This is a genomic window from Methylobacterium gregans (genome assembly GCF_022179245.1).
Classification (GTDB): Bacteria; Pseudomonadota; Alphaproteobacteria; order Rhizobiales; family Beijerinckiaceae; genus Methylobacterium; species Methylobacterium gregans.
Window position 1 is genome coordinate 1 of record NZ_BPQM01000137.1, and the last position, 26,140, is coordinate 26,140.

Sequence of the window (26,140 nt, forward strand, 5' to 3'; positions counted from 1 at the left end):
ACCGGGTGCGGCTCGACGCGCCCTGGATCCGGCACAGCCTCGACCGCGCCTACGGGCTGATCGGCATCGCCCTGATGGCCGCCGCGGCGATCGCGCTGGCTTTGGGCTACCGCGAAGGGCCGGATGGGCGGGCCGCGATGCTCGCCGGCACGATGCTGGCGGCGGTCGGCAACGGGGTGTTCGACTACCACGCGGCGCTCGCGCGGGCGCGCTTCGACGGGCGGCTCTATCTCGGCCTGATGGCGGTGAAGAACGTGCTGGCCTTCGCGGGGATGGCCGGGGCCGCCTGGCTCCTCGTCCATCCGGCCTGGGTGCTGGCAGCGGCGGGCATCGGCCCGATCCTCTCGGTGCTGATGCTCTACGGTCCCCTGCGCGATCCGGTCTCGATCCCGGTCGGCGCGCGGATCCGCACGACGTGGCGGCAGTTCCTGGCCTACGGCCTGCCCTTGATCGCGGCGACCGCGATCTACCAGCTCCTGCCCTTCCTCAACCGCGGCGTGATCGCGGCCCATGGGGGCTTCGCGGAGGCCGGCTACTTCGCGCTCGCCGCGGATGTCGCTGGCCGCAGCATCACCACGCTCGGCACGGCGCTCGACCTGCTGCTGTTCCAGTTCGCGGTGCGCGCGGAGGAGCGGCACGGCCGGGCGGCGGCCGAGGCGCAGGTCGCGCAGAACGCCGCCGTGGTGGTCGCCCTGCTGCTGCCCTGCGCGGTCGGCTTCTGGGCCGTGCTGCCGGCGATCCAGGGCCTCGTCGTGCCGGAGGCCTACCGCGGGCCCTTCGGCTTCTACGCCGGGCTGCTGCTGCCGGGCCTCTTCTGCCTCGCGATCATGTTCTACGCACTCAACCCGGTCTTCCAGATCCGCCGCCGCACCCTGCCGGTGATCGCGGCAGCCGGCGCGGGGCTCGCCGTCAACGGGATCGGCCTGCTCGTCCTGCCCGGCCTCGCCGGGCCGGCCGGCGTGCCGCTCGCGCAGACGCTCGGCCTCGGCACGGGCTGCGCCTGGCTCGGCTACCGGGCGCTCACCGGCCCCGACCGGCTGCGCCTGCCCTGGGGCGCGCTCCTGGCGGCCGCGGGCGCGAGCCTCGCCATGGGCGCCGCGCTGGCACCGCTGCGCCATCTCGAACCGGCCCGGGCTCTGGCGCTCCAGCTCCCGGTCGGCATCGCGCTCTACGGCGGGCTCGTCTGGATCTTCGACATCGCGGGCCTGCGCCGGATGGTCGAGGGGGCGCTGCGCCGCGCCCCGGCGGTCCCGGCGGAGTGACAGAGTGTCCGTTCCGCGACGCGGCCGCATGCAGCCTGCGCTTGAATCACCGGTATGATCCCGCATGATCCTGTCCTAAGAACGCCTCAAGAGTAGCGGCGAACGCCGTGGCGTCAGGGCAGGAAACGATGGGTTCATACGAGCCTCGCGACGAGGACGAGGCCGCCGGCATGGTGCGCGAGGCCGCGGCGCGCGGCGCGCGGCTGCGGCTCGTGGGCGGCGACACCAAGGCGCGGCTCGGCCGCCCACCGCAGGACGAGGCCACGCTCTCGGCCCGGGGCCTCGCCGGGATCACCCTCTACGAGCCCGCCGAGATGGTGGTGGCGGCCCGCGCGGGCACGCCGCTCGCCGAGGTGCAGGCGCTGCTCGCCGCCCGCAACCAGATGCTGCCCTTCGAGCCGATGGACCACCGGGCGCTGCTCGGCTCCACGGGCAAGCCCACCTTTGGGGCGGTGGCGGCGATCAACAATTCGGGTCCGCGCCGCATCAACGCGGGCGCGGCGCGCGACAGCCTGATCGGCGTGCGCTTCGTCAACGGGCGCGGCGAGGCGATCAAGTCGGGCGGGCGGGTGATGAAGAACGTCACCGGGCTCGACCTCGTGAAGCTGATGGCGGGCTCCTACGGCACGCTCGGTCTCCTCACCGAGGTGACCTTCAAGGTGCTGCCGGTCTCCGAGCGCGTCGCCACGCTCGTCTTCACGGGCCTCGACGACGCCCGCGCGGTCGATGCCTTGTCGGCGGCCCTCGGCTCGCCCTTCGAGCTGACCGGCGCCGCCCACCTGCCCGCCGGGCTGGATGGCGGAGAAGCCCGCACCCTGATGCGCCTGGAGGGCTTCTCGGACGCGATCGACTACCGGCTGGGCGAGCTGCGCCGCCTGCTCGGGCGCTTCGGCGCGCCGGAGGTGGTGGAGGCCGCCGACCTCTGGGCCCGGATCCGCGACGTCGTCCCCTTCGCCGGGACGGGCGCGGCGGTCTGGCGCCTCTCGACCGCGCCGACCCGCGGGCCGGCGCTGACGGCCGCGATCGCCCGGACGCTGCCCGCCCGCTGGTACTACGACTGGGGCGGCGGGCTCGTCTGGCTGGAGACCGCGGCCGAGGGGGATGCGGGCGCCGCCGCGATCCGCGCGGCCGTGAAGGCGCAGGGCGGCCACGCCACGCTGGTGCGCGCACCGGACGCGGTGCGTGCCGCCGTGCCGGTGTTCGAGCCGCTCGCCGAGCCCTTGTTGCGCGTGACACAGGGGATCAAGGCCGCCCACGACCCGGCCGGAATGTTCAACCCGGGCCGGATGTACCCGGGCGTTTGAGATATTTGGCCGCCCCCGCGGGGGCGAGGCTGAGGAACAGGACCGTGCAAACCAGTTTCAATCCCGCCCAGCTTGCCGACCCGGCGATGGCGGCCTCGGAAAAGATCCTGCGCACCTGCGTGCATTGCGGCTTCTGCACCGCGACCTGCCCGACCTACGTGCTGCTCGGCGACGAGCTCGATTCCCCGCGCGGGCGCATCTACCTGATCAAGGACATGCTGGAGGGCGGCAAGGCGGCCTCGGCCGAGGTGGTCAAGCACGTCGACCGCTGCCTCTCGTGCCTGTCCTGCATGACGACCTGCCCGTCGGGAGTGCATTACATGCACCTCGTCGACCACGCCCGCGCGCATATCGAGAAGACCTACCGGCGCCCCACCGACGACCGCCTGATGCGGGCGCTCCTGGCCTTCGTGCTGCCGCACCGGGGCCGCTTCCGGCTGGCGCTGACGGCGGCCAGGCTCGGCCGGCCCTTCCGCGGCCTCGTCGCGCGCCTGCCCCGGGTCGGCAACCGGCTCGCCGCGATGCTCGACCTCGCCCCGGCCGCCCTCCCCCGGAACAACCCGACGAACCGGCCGGGCAGCTTCCCGGCTGCCGAAAGCGATGCCGTTGCCGGCGCGCCCCGCCGCCGTGTCGCGATGCTGCGCGGCTGCGCCCAGAGCGTGCTGCGCCCCGACTTCAACGAGGCGGCGATCCGCCTGCTCAACCGCCACGGCGTCGAGGTGGTGCACGCGGCCGAGGGCTGCTGCGGGGCGCTGACCCATCACATGGGCAAGGACCACGCCTCGCACGCCCAGGCCAAGCAGACGATCGACGCCTGGACGATGGAGATCGAGCGCGGCGGCCTCGACGCGATCCTGGTCACCGCCTCGGGCTGCGGCACCACAATCAAGGATTACGGCTTCATGTTCCGGGACGATCCGGCCTATGCCGAGAAGGCGGCCCGGATCTCGGCGCTCGCCAAGGACGTCACGGAATACGTGGCGGCCTTGGGCCTGATGGAGCCGGTGGTCGAGACCGACCTCGTGGTGGCCTACCACTCGGCCTGCTCGATGCAGCACGGCCAGGGCATCCGCACCGAGCCGAAGGCGCTCCTGAAGCGGGCCGGCTTCACCGTGAAGGACGTGCCGGAGGGCCATATCTGCTGCGGCTCGGCCGGCACCTACAACATCCTGCAGCCCGAGATCGCCGCCAAGCTCCGCGCCCGCAAGGTCGCCAACATCGAGCGCACGCGCCCCGATCTGATCGCCACCGGCAATATCGGCTGCGCCACCCAGATCGGCAAAGGCACCGACATCCCGATCGTTCACACGGTCGAGCTGCTCGACTGGGCGACCGGCGGCCCGAAGCCCGCGGCGCTGGAGCGGGTGCGCCGGGAGACGCTGGTCGCGGCGGAGTAGCGGTCCGCGGCGTCCGGCTCAGAGCAGCTGATAGGTCACGGGGATCCAGCGGTAGCCCGTGCCGGCCGGGACCACGTAGCCGAGGGAGGGGAAACTGGTGTGGTAGCCCGCGACCAGCAGCCCCTCGCGGGCGGCCATGTCGTAGATCCGCTCCCGCGTCCGCGCGCCCGCCGCCTTGTCCATGTCGAACAGGGCGTGCCAGCCGGGCCGGGCGAGCGACGCGACTTCGTGGTGGGCGCAGTCGCCCCAGACGAGCAGGCGCTTGCCCTGGCTCTCGACATGGTAGGCGAGGTGGCCGGGCGTGTGGCCCGGGGCCGCCAGCGCGCGGATTCCCGGCACGATCTCGGCGCCGTCCGCGACGAGGCGGGCGCGCGCGGCGAGCGGCAGGAGATGGCTGCGGAAGACCTGCGCCGATCGGTAGGCGTAGTCCTCCGGCGGGCCCCCGAGCCGCTCGGGCGCCCGCCAGAAGTCGAACTCCGCGGCGCCGACGACGAAGGTGGCTTGGGGGAAGGCGGCGCGCCCCGCCTCCATCAGGCCGCCGATATGGTCGGTGTGGCAATGCGTCAGGACCACGTGGGTGATCGCCTCGGGCTCGACGCCGATGGCGCGCAGCCGCGCCGCGAGCCGCCCGCCCGAGGGCCGCGGCACGAACCCGACGGCCCCGTTGCCGGTGTCGAACAGCACGCGCGCCCGCCCGGTCTCGACGAGGACGGGGGTGAAGCCCGGCTGGAAGCGGTCCGGCGGCAGGCGGTTCTCGCGCATCAGCTGCGCGACCTCGGCGCGCGGCCGGTCCTCGCCGACGATCGGCCAGGGCCCGTCGATCAGGCCGGCGGCGTCGAGGAGCATCGTGACCGCGAAGTCGCCGAGGGCGAAGCGGTAATGCGCCGCGGCCTCGAGCCCGGGCGGGCGCGGCTGCGCGACGGCGCGGGTCGGGGCGCCCAGAAGCGCGAGCGGCGCGGCCGCCGCGAGGTGGCGTCGGGTCAGGTCCGTCATCGTCCGATATCCTCCCGCGCGGCGGCCGGCTAGGATCGGGCCGCACCGCTCCGGACGGATGAGAGCGGAAACCGGGGGGCTGCGCTTGTACGAACCTGCTGCGCCGCGCGAGGGCGCCCTCGGCCCGGTCTGGCACGTGGCGGGCGCCCACACCTTCTTCGCCGGGCCGCTGCGCTACAACGCGGCCCACCAGCACGGCGCGCCGGTCTTCCTCGCCGGGCTCTACGGGCCCTTCCGCATCCGGGTTCGGGGCCAGGACTGGGCGCGGTGCCGGACGGCCCTCGTCCCGGCGGGCCTCCTGCACGAGCTCGACGTCGGCGGCGAGCCGCTGGGCGTCCTCTACCGCGAACCGGGCGCCACCGGCCCGGACGCGCTCGCGGCCCTCCTGAGCGGAACGACCGCGTGCGGCGGCGCTCTTCTCGGCGCGGACGGGGCGGTCGCGCCTCTGCGCGCCCTGTGGGAGGCCCGGGACGCGCCCCGCTGGGCCGGGGACGCGCTCGCCGATCTCACCGCCTTCTCCGGACGGCGCGGCGCGGGTGCCCGCGACGCCCGCATCCTGCGCGTCGTCGAGAGCCTGACCGCATGCCCCGACCCGGACCAGTCGGCCGCGCGCCTCGCGCAGGCGGTCGGCCTCTCGGAATCGCGCCTGCAGCACCTGTTCACGCGGGAGGTCGGCGTGCCCTTCCGGCGCTATCGGGCCTGGGCCCGGATGCGCCGGGCGATCGAGGCGGTGGTCGCGGGCGCGAACTTCACGGCGGCGGCCCACGCCTCCGGCTTTGCCGACCAAGCGCATTTCGCCCATGATTTCCGGCGGACGTTCGGGGCCCCGGCCTCGAACAGCCTGCTCGACATCCGACGCTGACGCCCTGCCGACGCGCCGCGGCCGGTCGGCGTCCAGAGAGGATCGATGCCATCATGGCGTTTCGTGCCGCGCGCCATCTCGCGCTGGTTCTCATGACGGTCCCCGCCGCGGCCCCCGCCGCCGCGCAGGCGCCCGCGCCCGTGAAGATCGGCCTCTCCGCCCCGCTCACCGGACCGGACGCCGCCTTCGGGCAGGGCCTGCGGGCGGGCGCCGAGCAGGCGGTGGCCGAGATCAACCGGACGGGCGGCGCGGGCGGGCGGCGCCTCGCCCTCGTGGTGGCCGACGACGCGGGCGACCAGCGGCAGGGCGCGATGGTCGCCCGGAAACTCCTCGGCGAGGGCGTGCGGCTCGTGGTCGGGCCGCTCGAATCCTCGGTCGTGGCCGCCGTGGCCCCGCTCTACGAGGCGGGCGGGGCCGTGGTGCTGACGCCGGGGGCGAGCTACCCGGCGCTGACCGCTCAAGGGTTGTGGAACCTGTTCCGCCTCGCTCCGGGCGACGCGCAGCAGGGCGCGGCGGCGGGCGCCTGGCTCGCGGGCCGGGACGGGCCGGTGGCGATCGTGCACGACCGCTCGACCTTCGGCCGCGCTCTCGCCGACGCCGTGTCGCGCACCCTGCGGGCCCGCGGCCGGCCGGAAGTGCTGTTCGAGAGCCTGCCTCGCGGCAGCCGCGATGCTGGCGACCTCGTCGGGCGGCTGAGGGCGGCGAACGTGCGGGCGGTGTATTTCGGCGGGTTCGGCGCCGAGGCCGCGGTGCTGGCGCGGGCGATGCGAGAGGCCGGGCTCGACGCGACGCTGGTCGGGAGCGACGGCCTCCGCGACCGCGACTTCGCCGCCGCGGGGCCGGCCGCCGAGGGCACGGTGATGACGGTCCTGCCCGACCGCCGGGCACCGGAGCCGCGCGGCAAGGCGCCCCCGCGCGGGCCGGAGGCAAACCTCGTGGCGGGCTCGGCCTACATGGCGGTCGAGGTGCTGGCACAGGGGCTGGCGCGGGCCCGCGGCCCGGACGGACGCAAAGTGGCCGAGGCCCTGCGCGCCGGGCCGGTCCGCACGAGCCTCGGCGAGGTCGCCTTCGACGGGCGCGGCGACCCGGGCAGCGACGGGGTCGGCCTGCGGGTCTGGCGCCGCACCCCGGACGGGCGCGTCGACTACGCGGGCAACGAGCCCTGAGACAACCGTCGCGATTCCTGTCGAGGAAAGCGGGGCTTGCAGGCTCGTGCCCGCCCGCATGCCTTGCCGCGAAACGCCGCTGCGATTACATCCGGGCGCGTCTGCCGCTCTCGTGGACCGGTCCGTCGAGGATCGCTACCGCTGCGGCGACGTTCTAACCGATCGAGCCAGAAGACGCATGCATGCCGGAACGCCTGTTTCCAGACGGTCCGACTGGAGAAGGTGAATGGCAAAAGAAGAATTGATGCAGTTCGACGGTCTCGTTCTCGAGATCCTGCCCGACGCGCGCTACCGGGTCCAGCTCGACCAGGGGCACGAGATCGTGGCCTACACCGCCGGCAAGATGAAGAAGAACCGCATCAAGACGCTGGCCGGCGACCGCGTGACCGTCGAGATGTCGCCCTACGACCTCGAGAAGGGCCGCCTCGTGTTCCGCCACAAGGACGAGCGCTCCTCCGGTCCCCGCCCGCCCATGCGCGGCGGCCAGTTCCGCCGTCGCTGACCCCGCGCTGAACGCGCCCGCCGCGGCCGGCTCCCGGGCGGGCCGCGCCTACCTGCTCCTCCTCTTCACGATGCTGGTCTGGGCCGGCAACGTGGTCGCGGCCCGCTGGGCCCCCGGGCAGGTCTCCCCCCAGGCCCTCACGACCCTGCGCTGGCTCTTCCCCAGCCTGATCCTCGCGGTGATCGCGCGGCGCCATGTCCTGGCCGACCGCGTGGTCCTGCGCCGCGCCTGGCCACGCATCCTCGTGATGGGTGCAATCGGCTACACGGTCTACGCGAGCCTGTTCTACGCCGCGGGCGCCCATACGAGCGCCGTCAACATCGCCCTGCTGCAGGGGGCGATCCCCATTCTGGTCCTGCTCCTGAACTTCCTGGCCTATCGGCAGCCGGTCTCCTGGGGCCAGGGCCTCGGCGTCGGGGTGACGCTGCTCGGCGTGGCCGTGGCCGCCTCCCACGGCGATCTCGACCTCCTGCTCACGCTCGGCTTCAACCGCGGCGACCTGCTGATGCTGATGGCCTGCCTGCTCTACGCCGGCTACACGGTCGCGCTGGCGACCCGGCCGAAGGTCTCGGGCCTCGCCTTCTTCGCGGCGCTCGCCTTCGCGGCCTTCGTCACCTCGCTACCGCCGCTCGCCGCCGAGTGGGCCATGGGCCGCCTCCTCTGGCCGACGCCGACCGGCTGGCTGATCGTCGCCTACGTGGCGCTCGGGCCCTCGCTCACCTCGCAGCTCACCTTCCTCACGGCGGTCGAGCTGATCGGCCCGAACCGGGCCGGCCTCTTCATCAACCTCGTGCCGATCTTCGGCGCCGGGCTCGCGGTGCTGATCCTGGGCGAGCCCTTCGACGGGGCCGACGCGCTGGCGCTCGCGCTGGTGCTCGGCGGCATCGCCTGCGCCGAGCGGCTGCGCCCGCGAAGTGTTCCGCCGGTTCTGCCGCCCGCGGAGATCGTCACGCCCCGGCCGCCGGTCGGCCGGGGCTGATGCTGGCGTGTCGGCCTACTCGCAGACGCGCACGCGGCGGAAATACACGTCGCCGTAGGCATCGATGTAGCGGCGGCGCTCGAAGTGGCAGACCGGGCCGACGACCTCCTCCTCGACGTAGACCGGCCGCGGGGCGCGGTAGACCGGCTTGCCGGGGTAGTACGGGTCGGCCGCGGCGGCGCCGAGCGCGCCGCCCACCGCGAGACCGCCGAGCACGCCCAGAGCCGCGGCCCCGCCGGGACCGATGCCGTCCCGGGCCTGGGCGGCCGGCGCGGCGATGAGCCCTCCGACGAGGAGGGCGATTGCGAGACTGCGAACCATCTTGGCTTGTCCTCTGGACCGGCCGCACTGATTCTCCGACGGGCGCCCGGCTTCACCGTGAGAACAGCCCTGCTTTTGGGGCAATTCTTCGGCGAAGCGCGCGCGGCCCGATCAGAGACGCGCGAGGCGGAAGGCCAGGGGCCAGCGCACGCGCCGGCGCGTCTCCGGCTCTCCCCACACGGCGGCGAGGTCCCGCGCAAAATCCGGCAGCGGGCTCTTGCCCAGCGCGGCCTCCGCCCCGCGCAGCGCCGACCATGTGCCCGCGTAGCCGACGAGATCGTCGAGGCTCCACGCGGCCTCGATCGCGAGATCCGGCGCGGGCAGTTCCGCGAAGGGGAACGGCAGGGTGCGGTAGCCGGCCTCCACGTGGGCGCGCTCGGGCGGCCAGTAGGGGCCGACCACCTGCGTGTAGAAATGCCGCAGCACCGCCTCCGCCGCCCCGTCGAGGTGGAGCACGCCGTACGAGATCAGCGCCAGCACGGCGCCGGGCCGGGCGACGCGCCGGGCCTCGGCGTAGAAGAGGGCCAGGTCGAACCAGTGCGCGGCCTGGGCCGCCGTGATCAGGTCCGCGCAGGCCGTCGGCAGCCCGCTCGCCTCAGCGGGGGCGACCCGGAAGTCGATCTTCGGATGCGGCGGGGCCTCGGCGATCTGCGCCGCGCTCGCGTCCGTCGCGACGACCCGCCCGAAGGGTCCGGCCAGCAGCCGGGCGAGCTGCCCGTTGCCGCAGCCGCAATCGAGGGCGAGCCCGCGCCCCGGCGCCAATTCAGCCAGCGCCTCGGCGAGCGCCGCCGGGTAGGTCGGGCGATGGGCGGCGTAGCCGGGAGCAGCGGACGAGAAATGGTCCTTGAAGGGGGCCTCGCCCATCGCTGCCTCGCCGGTGCGTTCCGGGAACTTGAGTCGCGCCCGACCGTAGCGCGCTTGACGCGGAAAGCCGATCCGGCCTGAAACGGGCGGATCATCCGCGAGCACGGAGGCCGGCTTGGCGACACGAGGCTTCACCGGGCGACGCCCGCCCGAGACGACCCGCGAGCGGCTGCCCCCGGGGCAGCATCTCACGGACGACTTCCCCGTCCTGCAGATCGGCCCGAACCCGCCGGTCGATCTCGCCACCTGGCGCTTCACCTTGCGGGAGGGCGCGCGGCCCATCCGCTCCTGGACGTGGGACGAGTTCGGCGCCCTGCCGCGCACGCGCTGGGGCGGGGACATCCACTGCGTCACCAAGTGGTCGAAGTTCGACACCGCCTGGGAGGGCGTGAGCTTCGACGACCTCATGGCCGCCGCCGGCATCGCGGCGCCGACCGACTTCCTGCTGGCCGAGGGCTACGACGACTACACCACCAACGTGCCCGTGGCCGACCTCGTCGGGGGCAAGGGGATGGTCGCGACCCACTACGACGGGCGGCCGATCCCGCCCGACCACGGCGGCCCGGCACGGCTCCTCGTGCCGCACCTCTATTTCTGGAAGAGCGCCAAGTGGGTGAAGGGCCTGCGCTTCACCCAGAAGGACGAGGCCGGGTTCTGGGAGCTGCGCGGCTACCACATGTACGGCGACCCGTGGCGCGAGCAGCGCTTCGACGGTGACTGAGCCGCCGCCACCCCTGCCCTGGACCGCGTGGCGGGAGGCGACGATCACGGCGGTCGCGCCCATCACCCCGCGGGTGAAGAGCTTTCGCCTCGCGGTCGATTTCGCGGACAGCGTCCGGGCGGGCCAGCACGTCGACGTGCGGCTGACCGCCGAGGACGGCTACCAGGCCCAGCGCAGCTACTCCATCGCGTCGGCGCCGGACGGGAGCGGCACGATCGAGCTGATGATCGAGGCGCTTCCCGGCGGCGAGGTCTCGGGCTTCTTCGCCGAGGTGGCCGCGGTCGGCGACGCGATCGAGCTGCGGGGGCCGATCGGCGGTGCCTTCGTCTGGGGGCCGGAGGATGGCGGCCCGCTGCTCCTCGTCGGCGGCGGCTCCGGCATTGTGCCGCTGCTCGCCATGCTGCGCCTGCGGGCGCGGGTCGCGCCCGAGATCCCCTGCCGGCTGATCTACGCCGTGCGCACCCGGGCCGAGGCGATCGCGCTCGCTGAGCTGGAGGCCCGCGCCCGCGACGAGCCGGGCTTCGGGCTTAGCCTTCTCACCACCCGAGAGGGCGCCGCCCGGCGGATCGATGCGGACGCGGTGGCGGGGGCGCTGGCCGGACTCGGCGACCCGGCGCGGGTCTTCGTCTGCGGCTCGAACCCCTTCGTCGCCGCAGCGTCCGAACTGCTGCTGGCGGCGGGGATCGCGCCGGCGCGCATCCGCACGGAGCGCTTCGGCGGATGACAGACCGGGGAAAACACCGCGCGCCGGCCCGGCCGCGCCTTGCCTCCGAACCCGGGCCGGCATTGGCTGCGCCGGCCCCGGCCCGCTCAACCGCAGGGAGATCCATGACCCGACGCCTCGCCCTCGCCGCGCTCGCCCTCCTGCCGCTGACGGCCGCGCCGCTCGCCGCCGCGGAGGCCGACCCGACCGTGCTCACCGCCGTGAAGGCGCAGGACAGGCCGCTGCGCGCGACGCTCGCCGAGATCGTCAACGTCGATACCGGCACGGGACAGGTGCCGGGCCTCAACACGGTCGAGGCGATCCTGCGCACGCGCCTCGAGGCCCTCGGCGCGACCGTCGAGGCGCGTCCCGCCCCGGCCTTCGGCGGCAACACCCTGATCGGCCGGATCAAGGGTTCGGGGACGGCCAAGCTGATGCTGCTCGTGCACTACGACACGGTCTACGGCGAGGGCGAGGCCGCCAAACGCCCCTACACGGAGCGGGACGGGCGCGCCTACGGGCCGGGCGTGGCCGATGCCAAGGCCGGCATCGCCATCATCCTGCACACGCTGGCCGCCCTGCAGCAGATGAAGTTCACCGGGTTCGGCGAGATCACCGTGGTGTTCAACCCGGACGAGGAGCGCGGCTCGCGCGGCTCGCGGGACGTGATCCGGGAGGTCGCGGCCGGTCAGGACGCGGTGCTCTCCTTCGAGCCAACCTTCGCGGACGAGGCGGTCGATGCCGCCACGATCGCCACCAAGGGCATCAACTACGCGAGCCTCACCGTGAAGGGCCGCTCGGCCCACGCGGGCGGCGCGCCGGAATCCGGCCGCAACGCCGTCACCGAACTCGCCCACCAGCTGCTGCAGTTGCAGGATCTCGGCGACAAGCAGCGGGGCACGAGCCTGAACTGGACGGTGGTCTCGGGCGGCACCAAGCCGAACATCATCCCCGACCAGGCCAAGGCCGAGGGCGACATGCGCTACTTCGAGGCCTCGGAATACGACCGCGTCCTCAACCAAGCCCGCAAGATCACCGAGACGCACCGCGTGCCCGACACGCAGGTGACGTTCGATCTGGCGAAGGGCCGCCCGCCGCTGCCCGTGAACCCGGCGACGCGCAAGCTCGGCGAGGAGGCGCAGGCGATCTACCGGGAGGTCGGCGGCGACCTGAAGCTCGTCGAGATCGGCGGCGGCACGGACGCGGCCTACGCCTTCCAGCCCGACAGCCCGGCCAAGCCCGTGGTGCTCGAATCCCTCGGCGTGGTCGGCGGGCGCTACCACAGTCCGGACGAGTTCGCCGTGCTCGACAGCCTGACGCCGCGCCTCTACCTCGCGACGCGCCTCGTCATGCAGCTCTCGGGAAAAGCCGGCCGCTGAGGCTCCGGGGCTGGCGGGCCACCGGGCCCGCCCCACATCGGGGGGCCGACACGGAGCCCCGCCATGACCCGAGACCTGCTCGCCGACACGGACGCGGTGCTGTTCGACGCCTACGGCACCCTGTTCGACGTTCACGCGGCGGTGCAGCGCCACGCCGACGCGGTCGGGCCCGATGCGGGCCACCTCTCCGAGGTTTGGCGCAACAAGCAGCTCGAATACAGCTGGGTACTCGGGCTGGCCGGGCGCTACCGCAGCTTCTGGGACCTCACGGAGGCCGCCCTCGACCACGCGCTCGCCCTGCACCCGCGGGTGGACCGGGCCCTGCGCGAGAAACTCCTCGACGCCTACCGCGACCTCGACGCCTATCCGGAGGTCCCGGCTGTGCTGGAGCGCCTGCGGGCGCGCGGCCTGAAGACGGCGATTTTCTCGAACGGCGACGCCCCGATGCTCGAGCGGGCCGTCGCCTCGGCGGGTCTGCGGGAACACCTCGACGCCGTGCTCTCGGCCGATGCTGCGCGGACCTTCAAGACGGCGCCTGCCGCCTACGCCAAGGCGCTGGAACAGGCCGGCACGGCGAAGGACCGCGTGCTGTTCTGCTCCTCGAACCGCTGGGACATCGCGGGCGCGACCGCCTTCGGTCTGCGCTGCGCCTGGATCAACCGCAAGGGCCTGCCCGACGAGTACACGGACCTCCAGCCGGCCGCAGTGCTGGCGGATCTCGAAGGGCTGCTGCCGGGCGCTTGACGTCCGCGCCCAACATGATTGTGCGCGTCCCGTTGGCGGATTCTTAAACATCCGGGCGCTGAACTCCTGCAGCACCAGCGGGAGAGTTTGAGCGTGCGCACCACCCTGTCCTTCGGGCCGATCCGTCACGGGGCGCGCGCCGCGCTCGTCGGGGCCCTCCTCATCGCCGCAACCGTGCCGGGCCAGGCCCGGGACGGCCGCAACGGCGCCCTCATCGGCGGGCTCGCGGCCGGCGTGGTCGGAGGCGTCGCCGCGGGCGCGCTCCTCAGCGGCGCCGCCAACCAGCCCCCGCCCCCGCCGCCGGTCGAGGAGTACCGCCCGCGCCGGGTCGTGGTCGAGGAGCCCGAGGAGGTCATCGTCCGCCGCCCCCGTGGCCCGGTCTGCCACTACGAGCGCCGCAAGGTGTGGCTGAACGAGGAGGATTTCACCTACAAGCGCGTCGAGGTCTGCGAGTAGCGCGACACGGGCAGCGCCCCTCCCCCCTGCGGGGAGGGAGAGAACGTCGCTACTTCACCACGATCCAATCCTCCACCACGAGCGCGTCGAGGCCCGTGGTGTAGAACATCAGGATGGCGTCCTCCGCCGTGTGGAGGATCGGCTTGCCCATCACGTTGAAGCTGGTGTTGAGCAGGATCGGCACGCCGGTCCGCTCCGCGAACGCCCCGATCAGCCCGGCATAGGCCGGGTTGCGCTCCGGCGTCACGCTCTGGAGCCGGCCCGTGCCGTCGGCGTGGACCACCGCGGGCACCCGGTCGCGCATGCCCGCGCGCCAGACCAGCGTGCGCTCCATGTAGGGGCTGTCGGCGTAATCCTCGAACCAGTCCGGCCCGGCCTCGGCCAGGATCGAGGGCGCGAAGGGCCGGAAGGCCTCGCGGTACTTCACCTTGGCGTTGAGCGCGTCCTTGGCGCCCACCGGCCGCGGATCGGCCAGGATCGAGCGGTTGCCGAGCGCCCGGGGCCCGAACTCCGCTCTGCCCTGCACCCAGCCGACGAGGCCGCCCTCGGCCAGCACCCGGGCCGCCTCCCGGGTGACGCCTTCCAGCCCGAGGCGGCGGGCGCGGGGCTCCTGCTCGGCCAGCCGCTCCATCGGCTCGGTCGAGACCCGCGCGCCGAGATAGGGCGTGAGCGGGCGCGCCGCAGATGCCGGGCCGGTCCAGTCCGGATGGTCGGCCGCGTAGGCGAGCCAGGCCGCGCCGATCGCGTTGCCGTCGTCGCCCGGCGCCGAGGGGACGTGGAGGTTGCGGAAGGGAGAGCGCCCGAGCACGCGCCCGTTGTAGGAGGAGTTCAACCCGCAGCCGCCCGCGATGACGAGGTTGTCGTGCGGCGCCAGCGCATGGGCCTCGGCCACCAGCACGTCCATCAATTCGCAGAAGATCTCCTGGCCGGAGCGGGCGAGGTCGGCCCAGCCGCCCTCCCCCAGATCGACCGGGCGGCGGGCCCGGATCTCGGCCGCGACCGCCTGCACGGTGGCGTCGTCGGCGAATTTCAGGCGCCCGTTCTCGATCGTGTAGAGGCGGCGCAGCGCGGCCATCAGGTCGGGATCGGGACGGCCGTAGGGCGCGAGCCCCATGATCTTCCACTCCTCGCCCTTCACCTGGTCGAAGCCGGCGAGATCGGTGACGAGGCCGTACAGGAAGCCGACCGAGCCGCGCCCGCGCTGGCGCCGCACCTCGGTGATCCGCCCGTCCGAGAGGCGGTAGATCGCCGCCGCCCCGGTCTCGCCCATGCCGTCGACGACGACGGCCGTGGCGTCGCGGAAGGGGCTGCCCCAGAGGGCGTAGGCGGCATGCGCCAGATGGTGGGGGTAGCGCGCCTGCGCCACGATCTCGGCGCGCGGCGCGGCGCCCGTGCCGCGGGTCTCCTGGTTGAGGGCGAGCAGCGTGCCGTAGCCCGCCCGGGCCTGCGCCAGCGCGAGATCGGCGATGAAGATGCGCTCGGCCCGCTCGGGCACGAAGGAGCGGTTGAGCGCGGTCGGGTGGCCCGCCAGCGCCATCAGGTCGTGGGCGCCGCTCGCCTGCTGTCCGCGCAGGAAGTCCGAGAACTGCTCGCCCCAGCTCGACGCCACCACGATCTCGGAGCCGCGCGGCACGAACGTCTCGAGCAGGCCGATCATCCGGCCGGCGGGGTCGGGCTCGCAGTTCGGCGCGCGCTTGTACTGCAGGAACCGCTCGGTCGCCTCCGCGAACAGCACGTCGCCGTCCGGCCCGACGAGGGCCACGGCGGGGTCGTGGAAGGTGGTGGCGAGACCGAGATAGTAGCGCATGGCTCTCCGGTTAGTCCGCCCCGGCCCGCGCCGCAACGCGGGCCCGCACCGGCGCCAGCCCCAGCAGGGCCGCACCGACGAGGCCGGAGAGGATCGAGCCGCCGAGCACGCCGAGCTTCGTCTCGGTGGCATGCGCCGCGTCCGCGAAGGCGAGACCGCCGATGAACAGGCTCATGGTGAAGCCGATGCCGCAGAGCACCGCGACGCCGTAGACCTGGGCCCAGCTCGCGCCCGCGGGCCGCTGCGCGATCCCCGTCGCGGCGGCGAGGCGCACGCTCGCGAAGACGCCGACCTGCTTGCCGAGGAACAGGCCGAGCGCCACGCCCAGCGTGACCGGGTGCAGGACGGCGTCCGGCGCCAGCCCACCGAGGCTCACGCCCGCGTTGGCGAAGCCGAAGACCGGCACGATCGCGTAGGTGACCCAGGGCGTCAGCGCGTGTTCCAGCCGGTGCAGCGGCGAGGACGGGTCCTCGGGCCGCCCCGGGCTCGGACGGATCGGCACGGTGAGCGCCAGCAGCACGCCCGCGACCGTGGCGTGCACGCCGGAGCGCAGCACGAGGAACCAGAGCACCGCGCCGAGGAGGAGATAGGGCGCGAGCCGTGTCACGCCGAAGCGGTTCAGCGCGACGAGGATGGCGAGGGTCGCCGCAGCCAGCGCCAGCATCGGCAGGTCGAGCCCCCCCGTGTAGAACAGCGCGATGATGATCACGGCGCCCAGGTCGTCCACGATCGCGACCGCGCTCAGGAAGACCTTGAGCGAGATCGGCACGCGCGGTCCCAGCAGCGCCAGCACGCCGAGCGCGAAGGCGATGTCGGTGGCGGCCGGGATCGCCCAGCCGCGGGCGGTGGGCGCGCCGACGTTGAAGGCGAGGTAGACCAGCGCCGGCACCGCCATGCCGCCGAGCGCGGCGAGCCCCGGCAAGACACGATCGGGCCAGGTGCGCAGGCGCCCGTCGAGGGCCTCGCGCTTGATCTCCAGCCCGACGAGCAGGAAGAACACGACCATCAGGCCGTCGTTGATCCAGTGCAGCAGGCTCAAGGGTCCGAGATGGACGTGGAGGGCGTGCGCGTAGGCCTCGGCGAGGGGCGAGTTCGCCACCACGAGGGCAAGGGCCGCCGCCGCCATCAGGACGAGCCCGCCGCTCGCCTCGCTGGTGAGGGCGGTCCGGATCGCGGAGAGGGGTCGGGCCTGTCGCATGGGCCCCGGTTGCCCTGAACGGCCGCGCAGTTCAATCCCGCCGCATCCTGCCGGCAGGAAACCCGGACGGCCCCGCGGGCGAACAGCGCGAGCGGCCGCGTCGGCCCGCACCCGGAGCCCGCATGCTCACGACCTTCGGCCTCGCCGTCCTCGCCGGCCTGCTCTCGACGCTCTCGCCCTGCGTGCTGCCGCTGGTGCCGATCGTGCTGGCGGCCGCGGCCTCCGAGCACCGGCTGGGACCGCTGGCACTCGCGGCCGGGCTGGCGCTCGCCTTCACGGGGATCGGCCTGTTCGTCGCGACGGTCGGCTTCGCGATCGGCCTCGACGGCGACGTGTTCCGCAACCTCGGGGCCGTCCTGCTCGTCGGGCTCGGCCTCGTGCTGATGCTGCCGCCGCTGCAGGTGCGCCTCTCCGCCGCGCTCGAACCGGCGGGCGCCTGGGCGGGCCGGCGGCTCGGCGCCGTCGCGGGCCGGGGGCTGCCCGGTCAGTTCGGTGTCGGCCTGCTGCTCGGCGCGGCCTGGAGCCCCTGCGTCGGGCCGACCCTGGGCGCGGCCTCGCTGCTGGCGGCGCGCGGCCACGATCTCGGCGTGGTGGCGCTGACCATGCTGGGCTTCGGGCTCGGCGCGGCGGCTCCGCTCCTGCTGCTCGGCCTCGTCTCGCGGGAGGCGCTGGCGCGCCGCCGCGGCGGGCTCGCGGCCTTCGGGCGGAGGGCGAAGGCCGCCTTCGGCGCCCTGCTGGCGCTGCTGGGGCTCCTCGTGCTGAGCGGGCTCGACAAGCGGGCCGAGGCCTGGATGGTCGCGGCCTCGCCCGACTGGCTCACCGCGCTGACGATCCGGTACTGAGGAGGCTCCCCGGAACGTGAACGCCCCCGGCTTGGCCGTCGGGGCAAGCCCGTGACAGATGCGCCCCGGTCACAGCAACCGGAGGCTTCCGACCGTCATGGCACCGCGCGAACCGATCCTCACCCTCGTGCCGATCGCCGAGCTGCGCCCGACGCAGATGACCGTGGGCTACCGCGAGGTCGAGGAGAAGCGCCGCCGCTGGCGCGACCACGATTCCGAGAAGAAGGAGAAGTTTCTCGGCTCGCACATGATCCCGACCCTGCTGGGGCCGAAGAAGCGCCACTACGTCATCGACCATCACCATCTCTCCCGCGCCCTCCAGCTCGAAGGCGTCGAGGCGGTGCTCGTCACGGTCGTGGCCGACCTGCACAAGCTCGACAAGGACGCCTTCTGGACGGTGTGCGACCACAAGTCCTGGGCGCATCCCTACGACGCGGACGGCGTCCGGCAGGACTTCAAGGCGATCCCGAAGGCGGTCGCGGACCTTGCGGACGACCCCTTCCGCAGCCTCGCGGGCGAGCTGCGCCGGGCCGGGGGCTTTGCCAAGGACACCACACCCTTCAGCGAGTTCCTCTGGGCCGACTTCCTACGGCGGAACATGAAGGCCAAGCACGTCGAGAGCGACTTTGCCGAAGCGCTGGAGCGGGCGCTCCAACTCGCCAAGTCGCAGGACGCGGGCTACCTGCCGGGCTGGTGCGGGCCAGTCTCGGGGTGAACGATCGGGCCGCGGGCCAGCGGGACGCCTGAAAAACGCCCGGCCGCGCCACCAGGGTCCGGCAAGCTTGCGCCGGCAGACTCCCCGACCGCGTGCAGGCTCTCGACGGACGCCTGACCGACCGGATAGACGGAGCTTCGATGCCGATCACGCCGCGCCTCGCCCTCGCCGCCGCCCTGACCCTGCTGGCGGGTGGCCCGCTCCAGGCGCAGGACCGGGGGACGCTGACCCCGAAGCCTTTGCCGCCGCTCGCCAATCCGGACGATCCCGCGACCCCCGCCAAGGCCCTGTTCGGCCGCGCCACCGGGCCGACCGGCGGCCCGTCCCACGCCTACGGATCCTACGCCAAGGGCTGTTTCTCGGGCGGCGAGGCGCTGCCCATCGACGGAGCGACCTGGCAGGTGATGCGCCTCTCGCGCAACCGGATGTGGGGCACCCCGCCCCTCGTCGACTTCCTGGAGCGGCTGGCGGGCCAGGCCCCGCGGGTCGGCTGGCCGGGGCTCCTCGTCGGCGACATGTCACAGCCGCGCGGCGGCCCGATGCTGACCGGCCACGCCTCGCACCAGCTCGGCCTCGACGCCGACATCTGGCTCACGCCGATGCCGGACCGGCGCCTCACCCGGGCCGAGCGCGAGGAGATGTCGGCCACCAACGTGGTGCGGGCCGACCGGCTCGACATCGACCCGGAGGTCTGGACCCAGCAGCACCACCGCATCATCCGGCTCGCCGCCGAGCAGCCGGACGTGGCGCGCATCTTCGTCAATCCGGCCATCAAGAAGGCGCTCTGCCGCGAGGCCGGGGGCAGCCGCTGGCTCTCGAAGGTGCGCCCGATGTACGGGCACAACTACCATTTCCACATCCGCCTCGCCTGCCCCGCCGGCCAGGCGGCCTGCGACGACCAAGCGCCGCCCCCGCCCGGCGACGGCTGCGGCGAGGAGTTGGCCTACTGGTTCAGCGACGCGGTGCTGAACCCCAAGCCCCCGAAGGTGAAGCCGAAGCCGAAGCCCCCGATGACGATGGCCGCCCTGCCGGCCGCCTGCCGGGCGGTGCTCAAGGCGCCGTAACGACCCCGACGGCGCTCGGCCGTCTTGCGCTGCGGCATGGATCAGTCTCCGATAGGAGCCGACCACCACCGGAGATCGACCTTGACCGAAGCCACGACTGGGCCGACGCCCCGCCGGCCCGACCACGACATCGATCCGCTGTTCCTTGAGCGCCGCTCGCCGCGCCACTTCACCGGCGAGGCCGTGCCGGAATCCGAGCTGATGCGGATGATCGAGGCGGCGCGCTGGGCGCCCTCCTCCTACAACTCGCAGCCCTGGCGCTTCCTCTACGCGCTGCGCGGCGACGCCCACTGGGCGACCTTCCTGGAGCTCCTCGTGCCCGGCAACCAGAAATGGGCGCAGGACACGGGCGCGATCCTGTTCTTGGTCTCGAACGGGCGCATGAAGATCGGCGACGAGCTGAAGCCCTCGTGGAGCCACTCGCTCGACGCGGGCGCGGCCTCGCTCGCCTTCCAGCTCCAGGCGATCCGCCAGGGCTGGCACGCCCACGGCATGACCGGCTTCGACCATGCCCGGGCGCCGGAGGCGCTGAACCTGCCCGAGCATCACCGGATCGAGGCGGCCTACGCGGTCGGCCGCATGGTCGCCTGGGACGATCTCACGGAGGAGCAGCGGACCCGCGAGACCCCGAACGGCCGCCGGCCGATCGGAGACTTCACCCATGCGGGGCCCTTCCCGAGAGCGGAGTGAACCCGCGCTGCATCGCGGCAACCGTCGGGCCGGTCAGGCGAAACGCCGCCCCGGCGCTTGTCAGCGCGCGGCGAGTCGGGGCAGGGTCGTGTCGTACGGACCGCGCCGGAGCCTGACGCGATGATCAACGAAGGACCCGACCACGCCAGCGGGCTGCAGGCGGTCGCCGAGCGTTACGGCGTCGGTCTCGACGCCGTGCGCCACCTGATGCACGCGCTGGAGCGCGGACAGGGCAACATGGCGCAGTTCGACCACCCCGACCTCGGCGGGATGGGGCAGTGGTCGGCCGGCGGCATGATCATGGTCGGCGACATGTTCAACACCGAGCTGAAGGCCCGGGTCTCCGGCCTCTGCACCGAGCTCGCCGCCGCGCTGCCGCCGGGCGGCTGGTCGGCGGGCGGCGCGCCCGAGGGCCAGCGCGGCGGCGGCACGTGGTGGCCGGCCGATCTTGGCCACCCGTCCAGCACCGGCTCGCAGAACGGCCTGCGCTACGCCTACTTCCCGGAGAGCCGCCGCCTCGCGATCGAGTCGGGCGCGGGCGTCGCGCTCTACGACACGGGCGAGCACCAGATCTCCGGCGTCTCGCAGTCGAACGGTGCCTTGAGCTTTTCCGGGCCGCAGGGGGCGGTCGCCGTCGAGCACCTGCGCCGGATCGGCGCGGAGGCGGAGGCGGCGATGCGCCAGCCCGCCACCGCGATGCCCTCCTCTCGGCCCGAGGCGTCGCAGGCCTACGCACCCGCTCCGAACTCGGCGGCCTCGCCGTCCGGCGACGTGCTCGGCACGATCGAGCGCCTGGCCGAGCTGCACGGCCGCGGCGTTCTGACCGACCAGGAATTCGCGGACAAGAAGGCGGAACTGCTCGCCCGGCTCTGAGCGCGGCGCCATATCGGACCTGCGGCCGGCCCGGCCGCGGGATCCGGCACGCGCAACCCCTTGGCCCTCACCCGCGACCTGCTCGACATTCGCCGGATCTACCACGAGGCCGCCGTGCCGGATCACCGGCGCGGGACCGAGATCCTGGCGCGCTTTCCCGACGCCCAGCGCATCCTCGTCCCCTCGCACTGGAACATCCCGGAGCTGCACGGCAACGCGGGCTCGGTGGAGGACTGGGTGCGCCTCAAGCGCTCGACCCTGGTGCTCGGGGTGAAGAAGGGCCTGACGATGCGCCCGAACGGGCGCAGCGCCCACTTCATCGCGCCCTCGACCTCGAACGGCTGCGCCATGGCCTGCGCCTACTGCTACGTGCCGCGCCGCAAGGGCTTCTCGAACCCGATCTCGCTCTTCGTGAACACCGAGGCCGCCTGCGCGGCGATCGCGCGGCACGCGGGCAGGCAGGGCCCGCTCCCTGAGCCCGACCAGATCGATCCGGTCCACTGGGTCTACGATATCGGCGAGAACGGCGACCTCTCGGTCGATGCGGCGCTGACCGAGGGCGTGCGGGACTTCGTGGCGCTGTTCCGTGGCCTGCCGAACGCCAAGGCCTCCTTCGCCACCAAGGCGGTCAACCGCGATCTCCTCGGCTACGACCCGCAGGGCAAGACGCGGATCCGCTTCTCGCTGATGCCGGAGACGATCGCCCGGGTGGTCGACGTGCGCACCGCGCCGATTCCGGAGCGGATCGCGGCGATCGACGACTTCGTGGCCGCCGGCTACGAGGTCCACGCCAACTTCTCGCCCGTGATCCTCTACGAGGGCTGGGAGGCCGACTGGCGGGCGCTCTTCGAGCAGATCGCCGACACCCTCTCGGCCCGCGCCCGCGCGCAGCTTCGGTGCGAGATCATCATGCTGACCCACAATGCGGGGCTGCATCAGGTCAATCTCGGCTGGCACCCGAAGGCGGAGGCGCTGCTCTGGCGGCCCGACATCCAGGAGGCCAAGGTCTCCGAGGGCGGGGGCGAGAACGTGCGCTACCGCGCCGGCTGGAAGGGCCGCTGGCTCGCCCGCTTCAAGGCGCTGCTCGCCGAGACCCTGCCGGACTGCACCGTGCGCTACGCGTTCTGAACCGCGGCTCGGGCGCCCGCGTTGCCGCGGGGATCAGTCGGGAGAGCCCCAGTGACGGACCACACAGCCCACCTCGCCGAGGCGGTCGCGATCGCGCGCCGGAACGTGGACGAAGGCGGCTCGCCCTACGGCGCGGTGATCGTGCGGGACGGCGCCGTGCTGGCGCGCGCGGCCAACACTGTCCACCGCACCAACGATCCGAGCGACCACGCCGAGATGGTGGCCCTGCGGGAGGCGAGCCGGTTGCTCGGCAGCCGCGACCTCTCGGACTGCGTGATGTACGCGAGCGGCCAGCCCTGCCCGATGTGCCACGCGGCGATGCGGCTCGCGGGCTTCCGCGCGGGCTATTTCGCCTACGCGGCCGAAGAGGCCGAGACCTACGGGGCGGGCTCGGCCGGGATCTACGCCGAGCTCTGCCGCCCGCTCGCCGAGCAGCCGATGCGGCTGGAGCACAGGCGCCCGGAGGGAGAGAGCCCCTACCCGGCCTGGGCGGCGAAGAAGCGGGGATGAGCCGATGCGCCCCCTCACCCTACGGGAGAGGGGACCCGCACCCTACCGCCGCCCGCCAGCGACCCGGAGCGCGCGCGCCGGCGCCGGCGCACCGTCCTCCTCGAACAGCTCGGCAAGCTTCTCGGTCATCGCGCCGCCGAGTTCCTCCGCGTCGATGATCGTCACGGCGCGGCGGTAGTAGCGCGTCACGTCGTGGCCGATGCCGATGGCCAGCAGCTCGACCGGCGAGCGCGTCTCGATGTCCTCGATCATCCAGCGCAGGTGCCGCTCCAGGTAGTTGCCGGCGTTGACCGACAGCGTCGAGTCGTCGACCGGCGCGCCGTCCGAGATCACCATCAGGATCTTGCGCTGCTCGGAGCGGCCGAGCAGGCGCTTGTGCGCCCAATCCAGCGCCTCACCGTCGATATTCTCCTTGAGCAGCCCCTCGCGCATCATCAGCCCGAGGTTCTTCCGCGCGCGGCGCCAGGGCGCGTCCGCCGCCTTGTAGACGATATGGCGCAGGTCGTTCAGCCGGCCCGGGTTCGGCGGCTTGCCGGCGGCGAGCCACGCCTCACGGCTCTGGCCACCCTTCCAGGCGCGGGTGGTGAAGCCGAGGATCTCCACCTTCACGCCGCAGCGCTCCAGCGTGCGGGCCAGGATGTCGGCGCAGGTCGCCGCCACGGTGATCGGCCGCCCGCGCATCGAGCCCGAATTGTCGAGGAGGAGGGTCACCACCGTGTCGCGGAAATTGGTGTCCTTCTCCTGCTTGAAGGAGAGGGGCTGGAACGGGTCGATCACCACGCGCACCAGCCGGGCCGGATCGAGCTGGCCCTCCTCCAGGTCGAAGTCCCAGGCGCGGTTCTGCTGGGCCAAGAGCCGCCGCTGCAGCCGGTTGGCGAGCCGCCCGACCACGCCCTGCAGGTGCGAGAGCTGCTTGTCCAGATAGGTGCGCAGCCGCGCGAGCTCGTCCGAATCGCAGAGATCCTCGGCGTGGATGACCTCGTCGAAGCGGGCGTTGAAGACCTTGTACTCGGGGCCCCGCGGCGTGTTGTCGGGCCGCTGCGGCGGGCGCCAGGACTCGCCGGCCTCTTCGGAATCGGCCTCCTCGGCCTCATCGGGCAGCTCGCCGGAGGGCGCGTCGGCGGCCTCCTGCGTGCCCTCCTCGATCTCGTCGGAGGCCTCCTCGGAGGTCTCGATCTCGGCGCGGTCGCCCTGGGACTGCTCCTCGGCTTCGCCCTCCTGCGGGCTCTGCTCGCTGTCCTGGGCCTCGCCCTCCTCGTCGGTCTCGTCGTCCTCCGGGTCGAAGGGCGTCTCGTCGGCCATGTCGAGCGAGGAGAGGAGGTCGCGCACCGAGCGCGCGAAGGCGCGCTGGTCCTCGATCGAGCCGACGAGGCCGTCGAGATTGCGCCCGGCCTTGGCCTCGACATGGTCGCGCCAGAGATCGACGATGCGCTGCGCTGCGGCCGGCGGCGCCTGGCCGGTCAGCCGCTCGCGCACCATCAGCGCGACGGCGTCCTCCATCGGCGCGTCGGCCCGGTCCGTGATGGTCTCGTACTTGCCGCCGCGATGGTAGCGGTCCTCCAGCATCGCCGAGATGTTCGAGGCGACGCCCGCCATGCGGCGCGAGCCGATCGCCTCGACGCGCGCCTGCTCGACCGCGTCGTAGACCGCGCGGGCCGGCGCGTTCTCGGGCGCGAGGCGGCGGTGCACGGCGACGTCGTGGCAGCCGAGGCGGAGCGCCATCGAGTCGGCGTTGCCGCGCAGCACCGCCACGTCGTGCGAGGACAACTTCCGGGGCGGCTCGGGCAGGCGGGCCTTGTCCCCGGTCAGCGCCGGCCGGTCGGTGGCGTAGGTCACCTCGATCTCGGAGCGGCGCGCAATGGCGCGCAGACACCCCGCGACCGAGCGCTTCAGGGGCTCGGCCACGGGCTCGCGGCGCTCACCGGGCTTGCGGTTGGAGATGGACATGCGGGCTACCGGTCGGCCTCGTACTCGAAGGGACGGTTCAGGATGTCGTCCCAGCCGTAGGGACACTCCGCGGGCAGGGTCTTGAGGGCACGCCGCATCTCGCGGGCCGCACGGAGCCGGGCGAGGCGGAAGCCATCGGCACGCACCTCGTCCAGGCTCGACTTGAGGCCGGGACTCTTGCGCAACTGAATCTGGGCCCGGTCGCGATGCTCGGCGATGCTGAGCACCCAGCTACGCGTGCGTCGCTCGGGCTGCTGGTCCCACTTGAGCATGTGGAGGAGGACGACCTCGATCGCACTCTGAAGCCGGTAATACTCGCTCGCCCCCACGTCGCTCAGCTCCTCGGCGATGTTGTCGAGGTCGAGCGCGTCCACCCGGCCGGCGCGGAGCAGCGCCACCTGCTCCTGAACCCAGGTGTAGAGGTCGTCCGCGTAGCGCGTCCGGCCCGCGGCGCCAGGCGCCGACGGGGCGTCCTCGCGGGTCGGGGCCGGCGGCGCCATCGCGTCCTCCATCGGGTCAGCTCAGCGCGACGTTCACCGCGCTCTCGGGCAGGTCCTTGCCGAAGGCGCGCTGGTAGAACTCGGCCACCAGCGTCCGCTCCAGCTCGTCGCACTTGTTGAGGAAGGTCACCCGGAAGGCGAAGCCGATATCGCGGAAGATCTCGGCGTTCTCCGCCCAGGTGATCACCGTGCGGGGGCTCATCACGGTCGAGAGGTCGCCGTTCATGAAGGCGTTGCGGGTGAGGTCGGCCACGCGCACCATGCGGTTGACGATGTCCCGGCCCTGGTCGCCCTGGTAGTGCGTCGCCTTCGAGAGCACGATGTCGACCTCGCGGTCATGCGGCAGGTAGTTCAGCGTGGTGACGATCGACCAGCGGTCCATCTGGCCCTGGTTGATCTGCTGCGTGCCGTGATAGAGGCCGGACGTGTCGCCGAGGCCCACCGTGTTCGCCGTGGCGAAGAGCCGGAAGGCCGGGTGGGGGCGGATCACCCGCTTCTGGTCGAGCAGCGTCAGGCGGCCCGACACCTCCAGCACGCGCTGGATCACGAACATCACGTCGGGGCGGCCGGCATCGTACTCGTCGAAGACGAGCGCGACGTTGTTCTGCAGCGCCCAGGGCAGGATGCCGTCCTGGAAGGCGGTGACCTGCTTGCCGTCCTGCAGCACGATCGCGTCCTTGCCGACGAGGTCGATGCGCGAGACGTGGCTGTCGAGGTTGATCCGGATGCAGGGCCAGTTCAGGCGGGCGGCGACCTGCTCGATATGGGTCGACTTGCCGGTGCCGTGATAGCCCGTGACCATCACGCGGCGGTTCCGGGCGAAGCCCGCCAGGATGGCGAGCGTGGTCTCGCGGTCGAAGATGTAGTCCGGGTCGAGATCCGGCACGTGCTCGTCGGCTTCCGAGAAGGCCGGCACCTTGAGGTCGAGGTCGATGCCGAACACCTCGCGGACCGAGACGTGGCGATCGGGCATCGCGGCGGGCTTGTCGTCAGAGAGCATACGGGACCTCGTGGGGGCGGGCTCCGACGGCGGGTGCCGGATGACCTCGCGGATTCTCGGACCGGGCGGGCCGCGGAAAACCGCGGTGCCGGCCTTCCTTAGCCGTCGTCGCGGCGGGGCGCCAAGGGGGCGGCGGCACGCGGGACGCGACGTCCGGGATCACCCCCATATAGGGAGCCCGCCGGCATTGTCCGCCCGCCTCGCGCGGGAAGG

At 73.2% G+C, this 26,140-nt stretch carries 27 protein-coding genes; 19 read left to right on the forward strand and 8 right to left on the reverse strand.

Annotation, left to right across the window (positions count from 1 at the left end; genetic code table 11):
- The 3 genes from MFF54_RS23405 to glcF form a co-directional block, all read left to right on the forward strand.
- Window positions 1-1,262, forward strand: a 1,262-nt coding sequence (locus MFF54_RS23405; protein WP_238306613.1) for a lipopolysaccharide biosynthesis protein, incomplete at its 5' end; no start/stop codon positions are given.
- A 128-nt stretch (window positions 1,263-1,390) separates the two neighbouring features.
- Window positions 1,391-2,566: a glycolate oxidase subunit GlcE gene (glcE, locus tag MFF54_RS23410; RefSeq protein WP_238306614.1), complete on the forward strand. Its 1,176-nt coding sequence runs from the start codon at window positions 1,391-1,393 to the stop codon at window positions 2,564-2,566.
- A gap of 44 nt (window positions 2,567-2,610) precedes the next feature.
- On the forward strand, window positions 2,611-3,963 hold the full coding sequence (gene glcF, locus MFF54_RS23415) for a glycolate oxidase subunit GlcF (RefSeq protein WP_238306615.1): 1,353 nt from the start codon (window positions 2,611-2,613) through the stop codon (window positions 3,961-3,963).
- Between the two features lie 18 nt (window positions 3,964-3,981).
- On the opposite strand, the gene MFF54_RS23420 is transcribed toward glcF, so the two are convergent.
- Window positions 3,982-4,956, reverse strand: a complete 975-nt coding sequence (locus tag MFF54_RS23420; RefSeq protein ID WP_370880246.1) for an MBL fold metallo-hydrolase — start codon at window positions 4,954-4,956, stop codon at window positions 3,982-3,984.
- Window positions 4,957-5,041: 85 nt separating this feature from the next.
- Here MFF54_RS23420 and MFF54_RS23425 point away from each other — a divergent pair, with 85 nt between their 5' ends.
- The 4 genes from MFF54_RS23425 (at window position 5,042) to MFF54_RS23440 (ending at window position 8,465) form a co-directional block, all read left to right on the forward strand.
- Window positions 5,042-5,818 carry a helix-turn-helix transcriptional regulator gene (locus tag MFF54_RS23425; RefSeq protein ID WP_238306616.1) on the forward strand — a complete coding sequence of 259 codons (777 nt, stop codon included), beginning with the start codon at window positions 5,042-5,044 and terminating at the stop codon, window positions 5,816-5,818.
- Between the two features lie 53 nt (window positions 5,819-5,871).
- A complete protein-coding gene (locus tag MFF54_RS23430; RefSeq protein WP_370880248.1) occupies window positions 5,872-6,984 on the forward strand; it encodes a branched-chain amino acid ABC transporter substrate-binding protein in 1,113 nt (370 codons plus the stop codon).
- Window positions 6,985-7,210: 226 nt separating this feature from the next.
- The gene (gene infA / locus MFF54_RS23435; RefSeq protein ID WP_066922146.1) at window positions 7,211-7,486 is read left to right on the forward strand and encodes a translation initiation factor IF-1; all 276 of its coding nucleotides are present in this window, start codon (window positions 7,211-7,213) and stop codon (window positions 7,484-7,486) included.
- A gap of 7 nt (window positions 7,487-7,493) precedes the next feature.
- Window positions 7,494-8,465, forward strand: coding sequence for a DMT family transporter (locus tag MFF54_RS23440; protein ID WP_283206316.1), 972 nt, complete (start codon window positions 7,494-7,496; stop codon window positions 8,463-8,465).
- 15 nt (window positions 8,466-8,480) lie between these two features.
- Here the strand turns inward: MFF54_RS23440 and MFF54_RS23445 are convergent, their stop codons facing one another.
- Both MFF54_RS23445 and MFF54_RS23450 read right to left on the reverse strand, forming a co-directional pair.
- Entirely contained in the window at window positions 8,481-8,786 is a 306-nt protein-coding gene (locus MFF54_RS23445) for a hypothetical protein (protein WP_238306618.1), read from the reverse strand.
- A 111-nt stretch (window positions 8,787-8,897) separates the two neighbouring features.
- Window positions 8,898-9,650, reverse strand: a complete 753-nt coding sequence (locus tag MFF54_RS23450) for a class I SAM-dependent methyltransferase (RefSeq protein ID WP_238306619.1) — start codon at window positions 9,648-9,650, stop codon at window positions 8,898-8,900.
- Between the two features lie 115 nt (window positions 9,651-9,765).
- On the opposite strand from MFF54_RS23450, the gene MFF54_RS23455 reads away from it, so the two are divergent.
- The 5 genes from MFF54_RS23455 (at window position 9,766) to MFF54_RS23475 (ending at window position 13,653) form a co-directional block, all read left to right on the forward strand.
- A complete protein-coding gene (locus MFF54_RS23455) occupies window positions 9,766-10,371 on the forward strand; it encodes a sulfite oxidase-like oxidoreductase (RefSeq protein WP_238306620.1) in 606 nt (201 codons plus the stop codon).
- On the forward strand, window positions 10,364-11,095 hold the full coding sequence (locus tag MFF54_RS23460) for an FAD-binding oxidoreductase (RefSeq protein WP_238306621.1): 732 nt from the start codon (window positions 10,364-10,366) through the stop codon (window positions 11,093-11,095). The genes MFF54_RS23455 and MFF54_RS23460 overlap by 8 nt, the downstream gene beginning before the upstream one ends.
- 104 nt (window positions 11,096-11,199) lie before the next feature.
- Entirely contained in the window at window positions 11,200-12,453 is a 1,254-nt protein-coding gene (locus MFF54_RS23465; protein ID WP_238306622.1) for a glutamate carboxypeptidase, read from the forward strand.
- Between the two features lie 63 nt (window positions 12,454-12,516).
- The gene (locus MFF54_RS23470) at window positions 12,517-13,197 is read left to right on the forward strand and encodes a haloacid dehalogenase type II (protein WP_238306623.1); all 681 of its coding nucleotides are present in this window, start codon (window positions 12,517-12,519) and stop codon (window positions 13,195-13,197) included.
- A gap of 93 nt (window positions 13,198-13,290) precedes the next feature.
- Window positions 13,291-13,653 carry a hypothetical protein gene (locus MFF54_RS23475; protein ID WP_238306624.1) on the forward strand — a complete coding sequence of 121 codons (363 nt, stop codon included), beginning with the start codon at window positions 13,291-13,293 and terminating at the stop codon, window positions 13,651-13,653.
- 49 nt (window positions 13,654-13,702) lie between these two features.
- Here MFF54_RS23475 and MFF54_RS23480 read toward each other — a convergent pair whose 3' ends face one another.
- Together MFF54_RS23480 and nhaA are read right to left on the reverse strand one after the other, a co-directional pair.
- A complete protein-coding gene (locus tag MFF54_RS23480) occupies window positions 13,703-15,460 on the reverse strand; it encodes a carbamoyltransferase family protein (RefSeq protein WP_238306625.1) in 1,758 nt (585 codons plus the stop codon).
- 10 nt (window positions 15,461-15,470) lie between these two features.
- Window positions 15,471-16,658, reverse strand: a complete 1,188-nt coding sequence (gene nhaA, locus MFF54_RS23485; protein WP_238306626.1) for a Na+/H+ antiporter NhaA — start codon at window positions 16,656-16,658, stop codon at window positions 15,471-15,473.
- A 122-nt stretch (window positions 16,659-16,780) separates the two neighbouring features.
- Between nhaA and MFF54_RS23490 the strand changes: the two genes are divergently transcribed.
- The 7 genes from MFF54_RS23490 to MFF54_RS23520 all read left to right on the forward strand — a co-directional run bounded on the left by MFF54_RS23490 (window position 16,781) and on the right by MFF54_RS23520 (window position 22,480).
- Entirely contained in the window at window positions 16,781-17,500 is a 720-nt protein-coding gene (locus MFF54_RS23490) for a cytochrome c biogenesis CcdA family protein (RefSeq protein WP_238306627.1), read from the forward strand.
- A gap of 97 nt (window positions 17,501-17,597) precedes the next feature.
- Complete coding sequence (locus tag MFF54_RS23495) at window positions 17,598-18,215, forward strand: ParB-like protein (RefSeq protein WP_238306628.1); 618 nt, start codon at window positions 17,598-17,600, stop codon at window positions 18,213-18,215.
- 140 nt (window positions 18,216-18,355) lie between these two features.
- Window positions 18,356-19,279 (forward strand): penicillin-insensitive murein endopeptidase, encoded by a 924-nt coding sequence (mepA, locus tag MFF54_RS23500; RefSeq protein WP_238306629.1) that lies wholly within the window; start codon window positions 18,356-18,358, stop codon window positions 19,277-19,279.
- A gap of 81 nt (window positions 19,280-19,360) precedes the next feature.
- Complete coding sequence (locus MFF54_RS23505) at window positions 19,361-19,969, forward strand: nitroreductase family protein (RefSeq protein WP_238306630.1); 609 nt, start codon at window positions 19,361-19,363, stop codon at window positions 19,967-19,969.
- Between the two features lie 120 nt (window positions 19,970-20,089).
- Entirely contained in the window at window positions 20,090-20,842 is a 753-nt protein-coding gene (locus MFF54_RS23510; protein WP_238306631.1) for an SHOCT domain-containing protein, read from the forward strand.
- Between the two features lie 60 nt (window positions 20,843-20,902).
- Window positions 20,903-21,970, forward strand: a complete 1,068-nt coding sequence (locus tag MFF54_RS23515) for a spore photoproduct lyase family protein (RefSeq protein WP_238306632.1) — start codon at window positions 20,903-20,905, stop codon at window positions 21,968-21,970.
- Window positions 21,971-22,021: 51 nt separating this feature from the next.
- Window positions 22,022-22,480, forward strand: a complete 459-nt coding sequence (locus MFF54_RS23520) for a nucleoside deaminase (RefSeq protein WP_238306633.1) — start codon at window positions 22,022-22,024, stop codon at window positions 22,478-22,480.
- 42 nt (window positions 22,481-22,522) lie between these two features.
- Here MFF54_RS23520 and cobT read toward each other — a convergent pair whose 3' ends face one another.
- Genes cobT through cobS form a run of 3 tightly spaced genes read right to left on the reverse strand, consistent with a single transcriptional unit; the run spans window position 22,523 to window position 25,927 of the window.
- Window positions 22,523-24,427, reverse strand: coding sequence for a cobaltochelatase subunit CobT (gene cobT, locus MFF54_RS23525; protein ID WP_238306634.1), 1,905 nt, complete (start codon window positions 24,425-24,427; stop codon window positions 22,523-22,525).
- A 5-nt stretch (window positions 24,428-24,432) separates the two neighbouring features.
- Window positions 24,433-24,927 (reverse strand): DUF29 domain-containing protein, encoded by a 495-nt coding sequence (locus MFF54_RS23530; protein WP_238306635.1) that lies wholly within the window; start codon window positions 24,925-24,927, stop codon window positions 24,433-24,435.
- A 16-nt stretch (window positions 24,928-24,943) separates the two neighbouring features.
- A complete protein-coding gene (gene cobS, locus MFF54_RS23535) occupies window positions 24,944-25,927 on the reverse strand; it encodes a cobaltochelatase subunit CobS (RefSeq protein WP_238306636.1) in 984 nt (327 codons plus the stop codon).
- Between the last annotated feature and the right edge of the window lie 213 nt (window positions 25,928-26,140).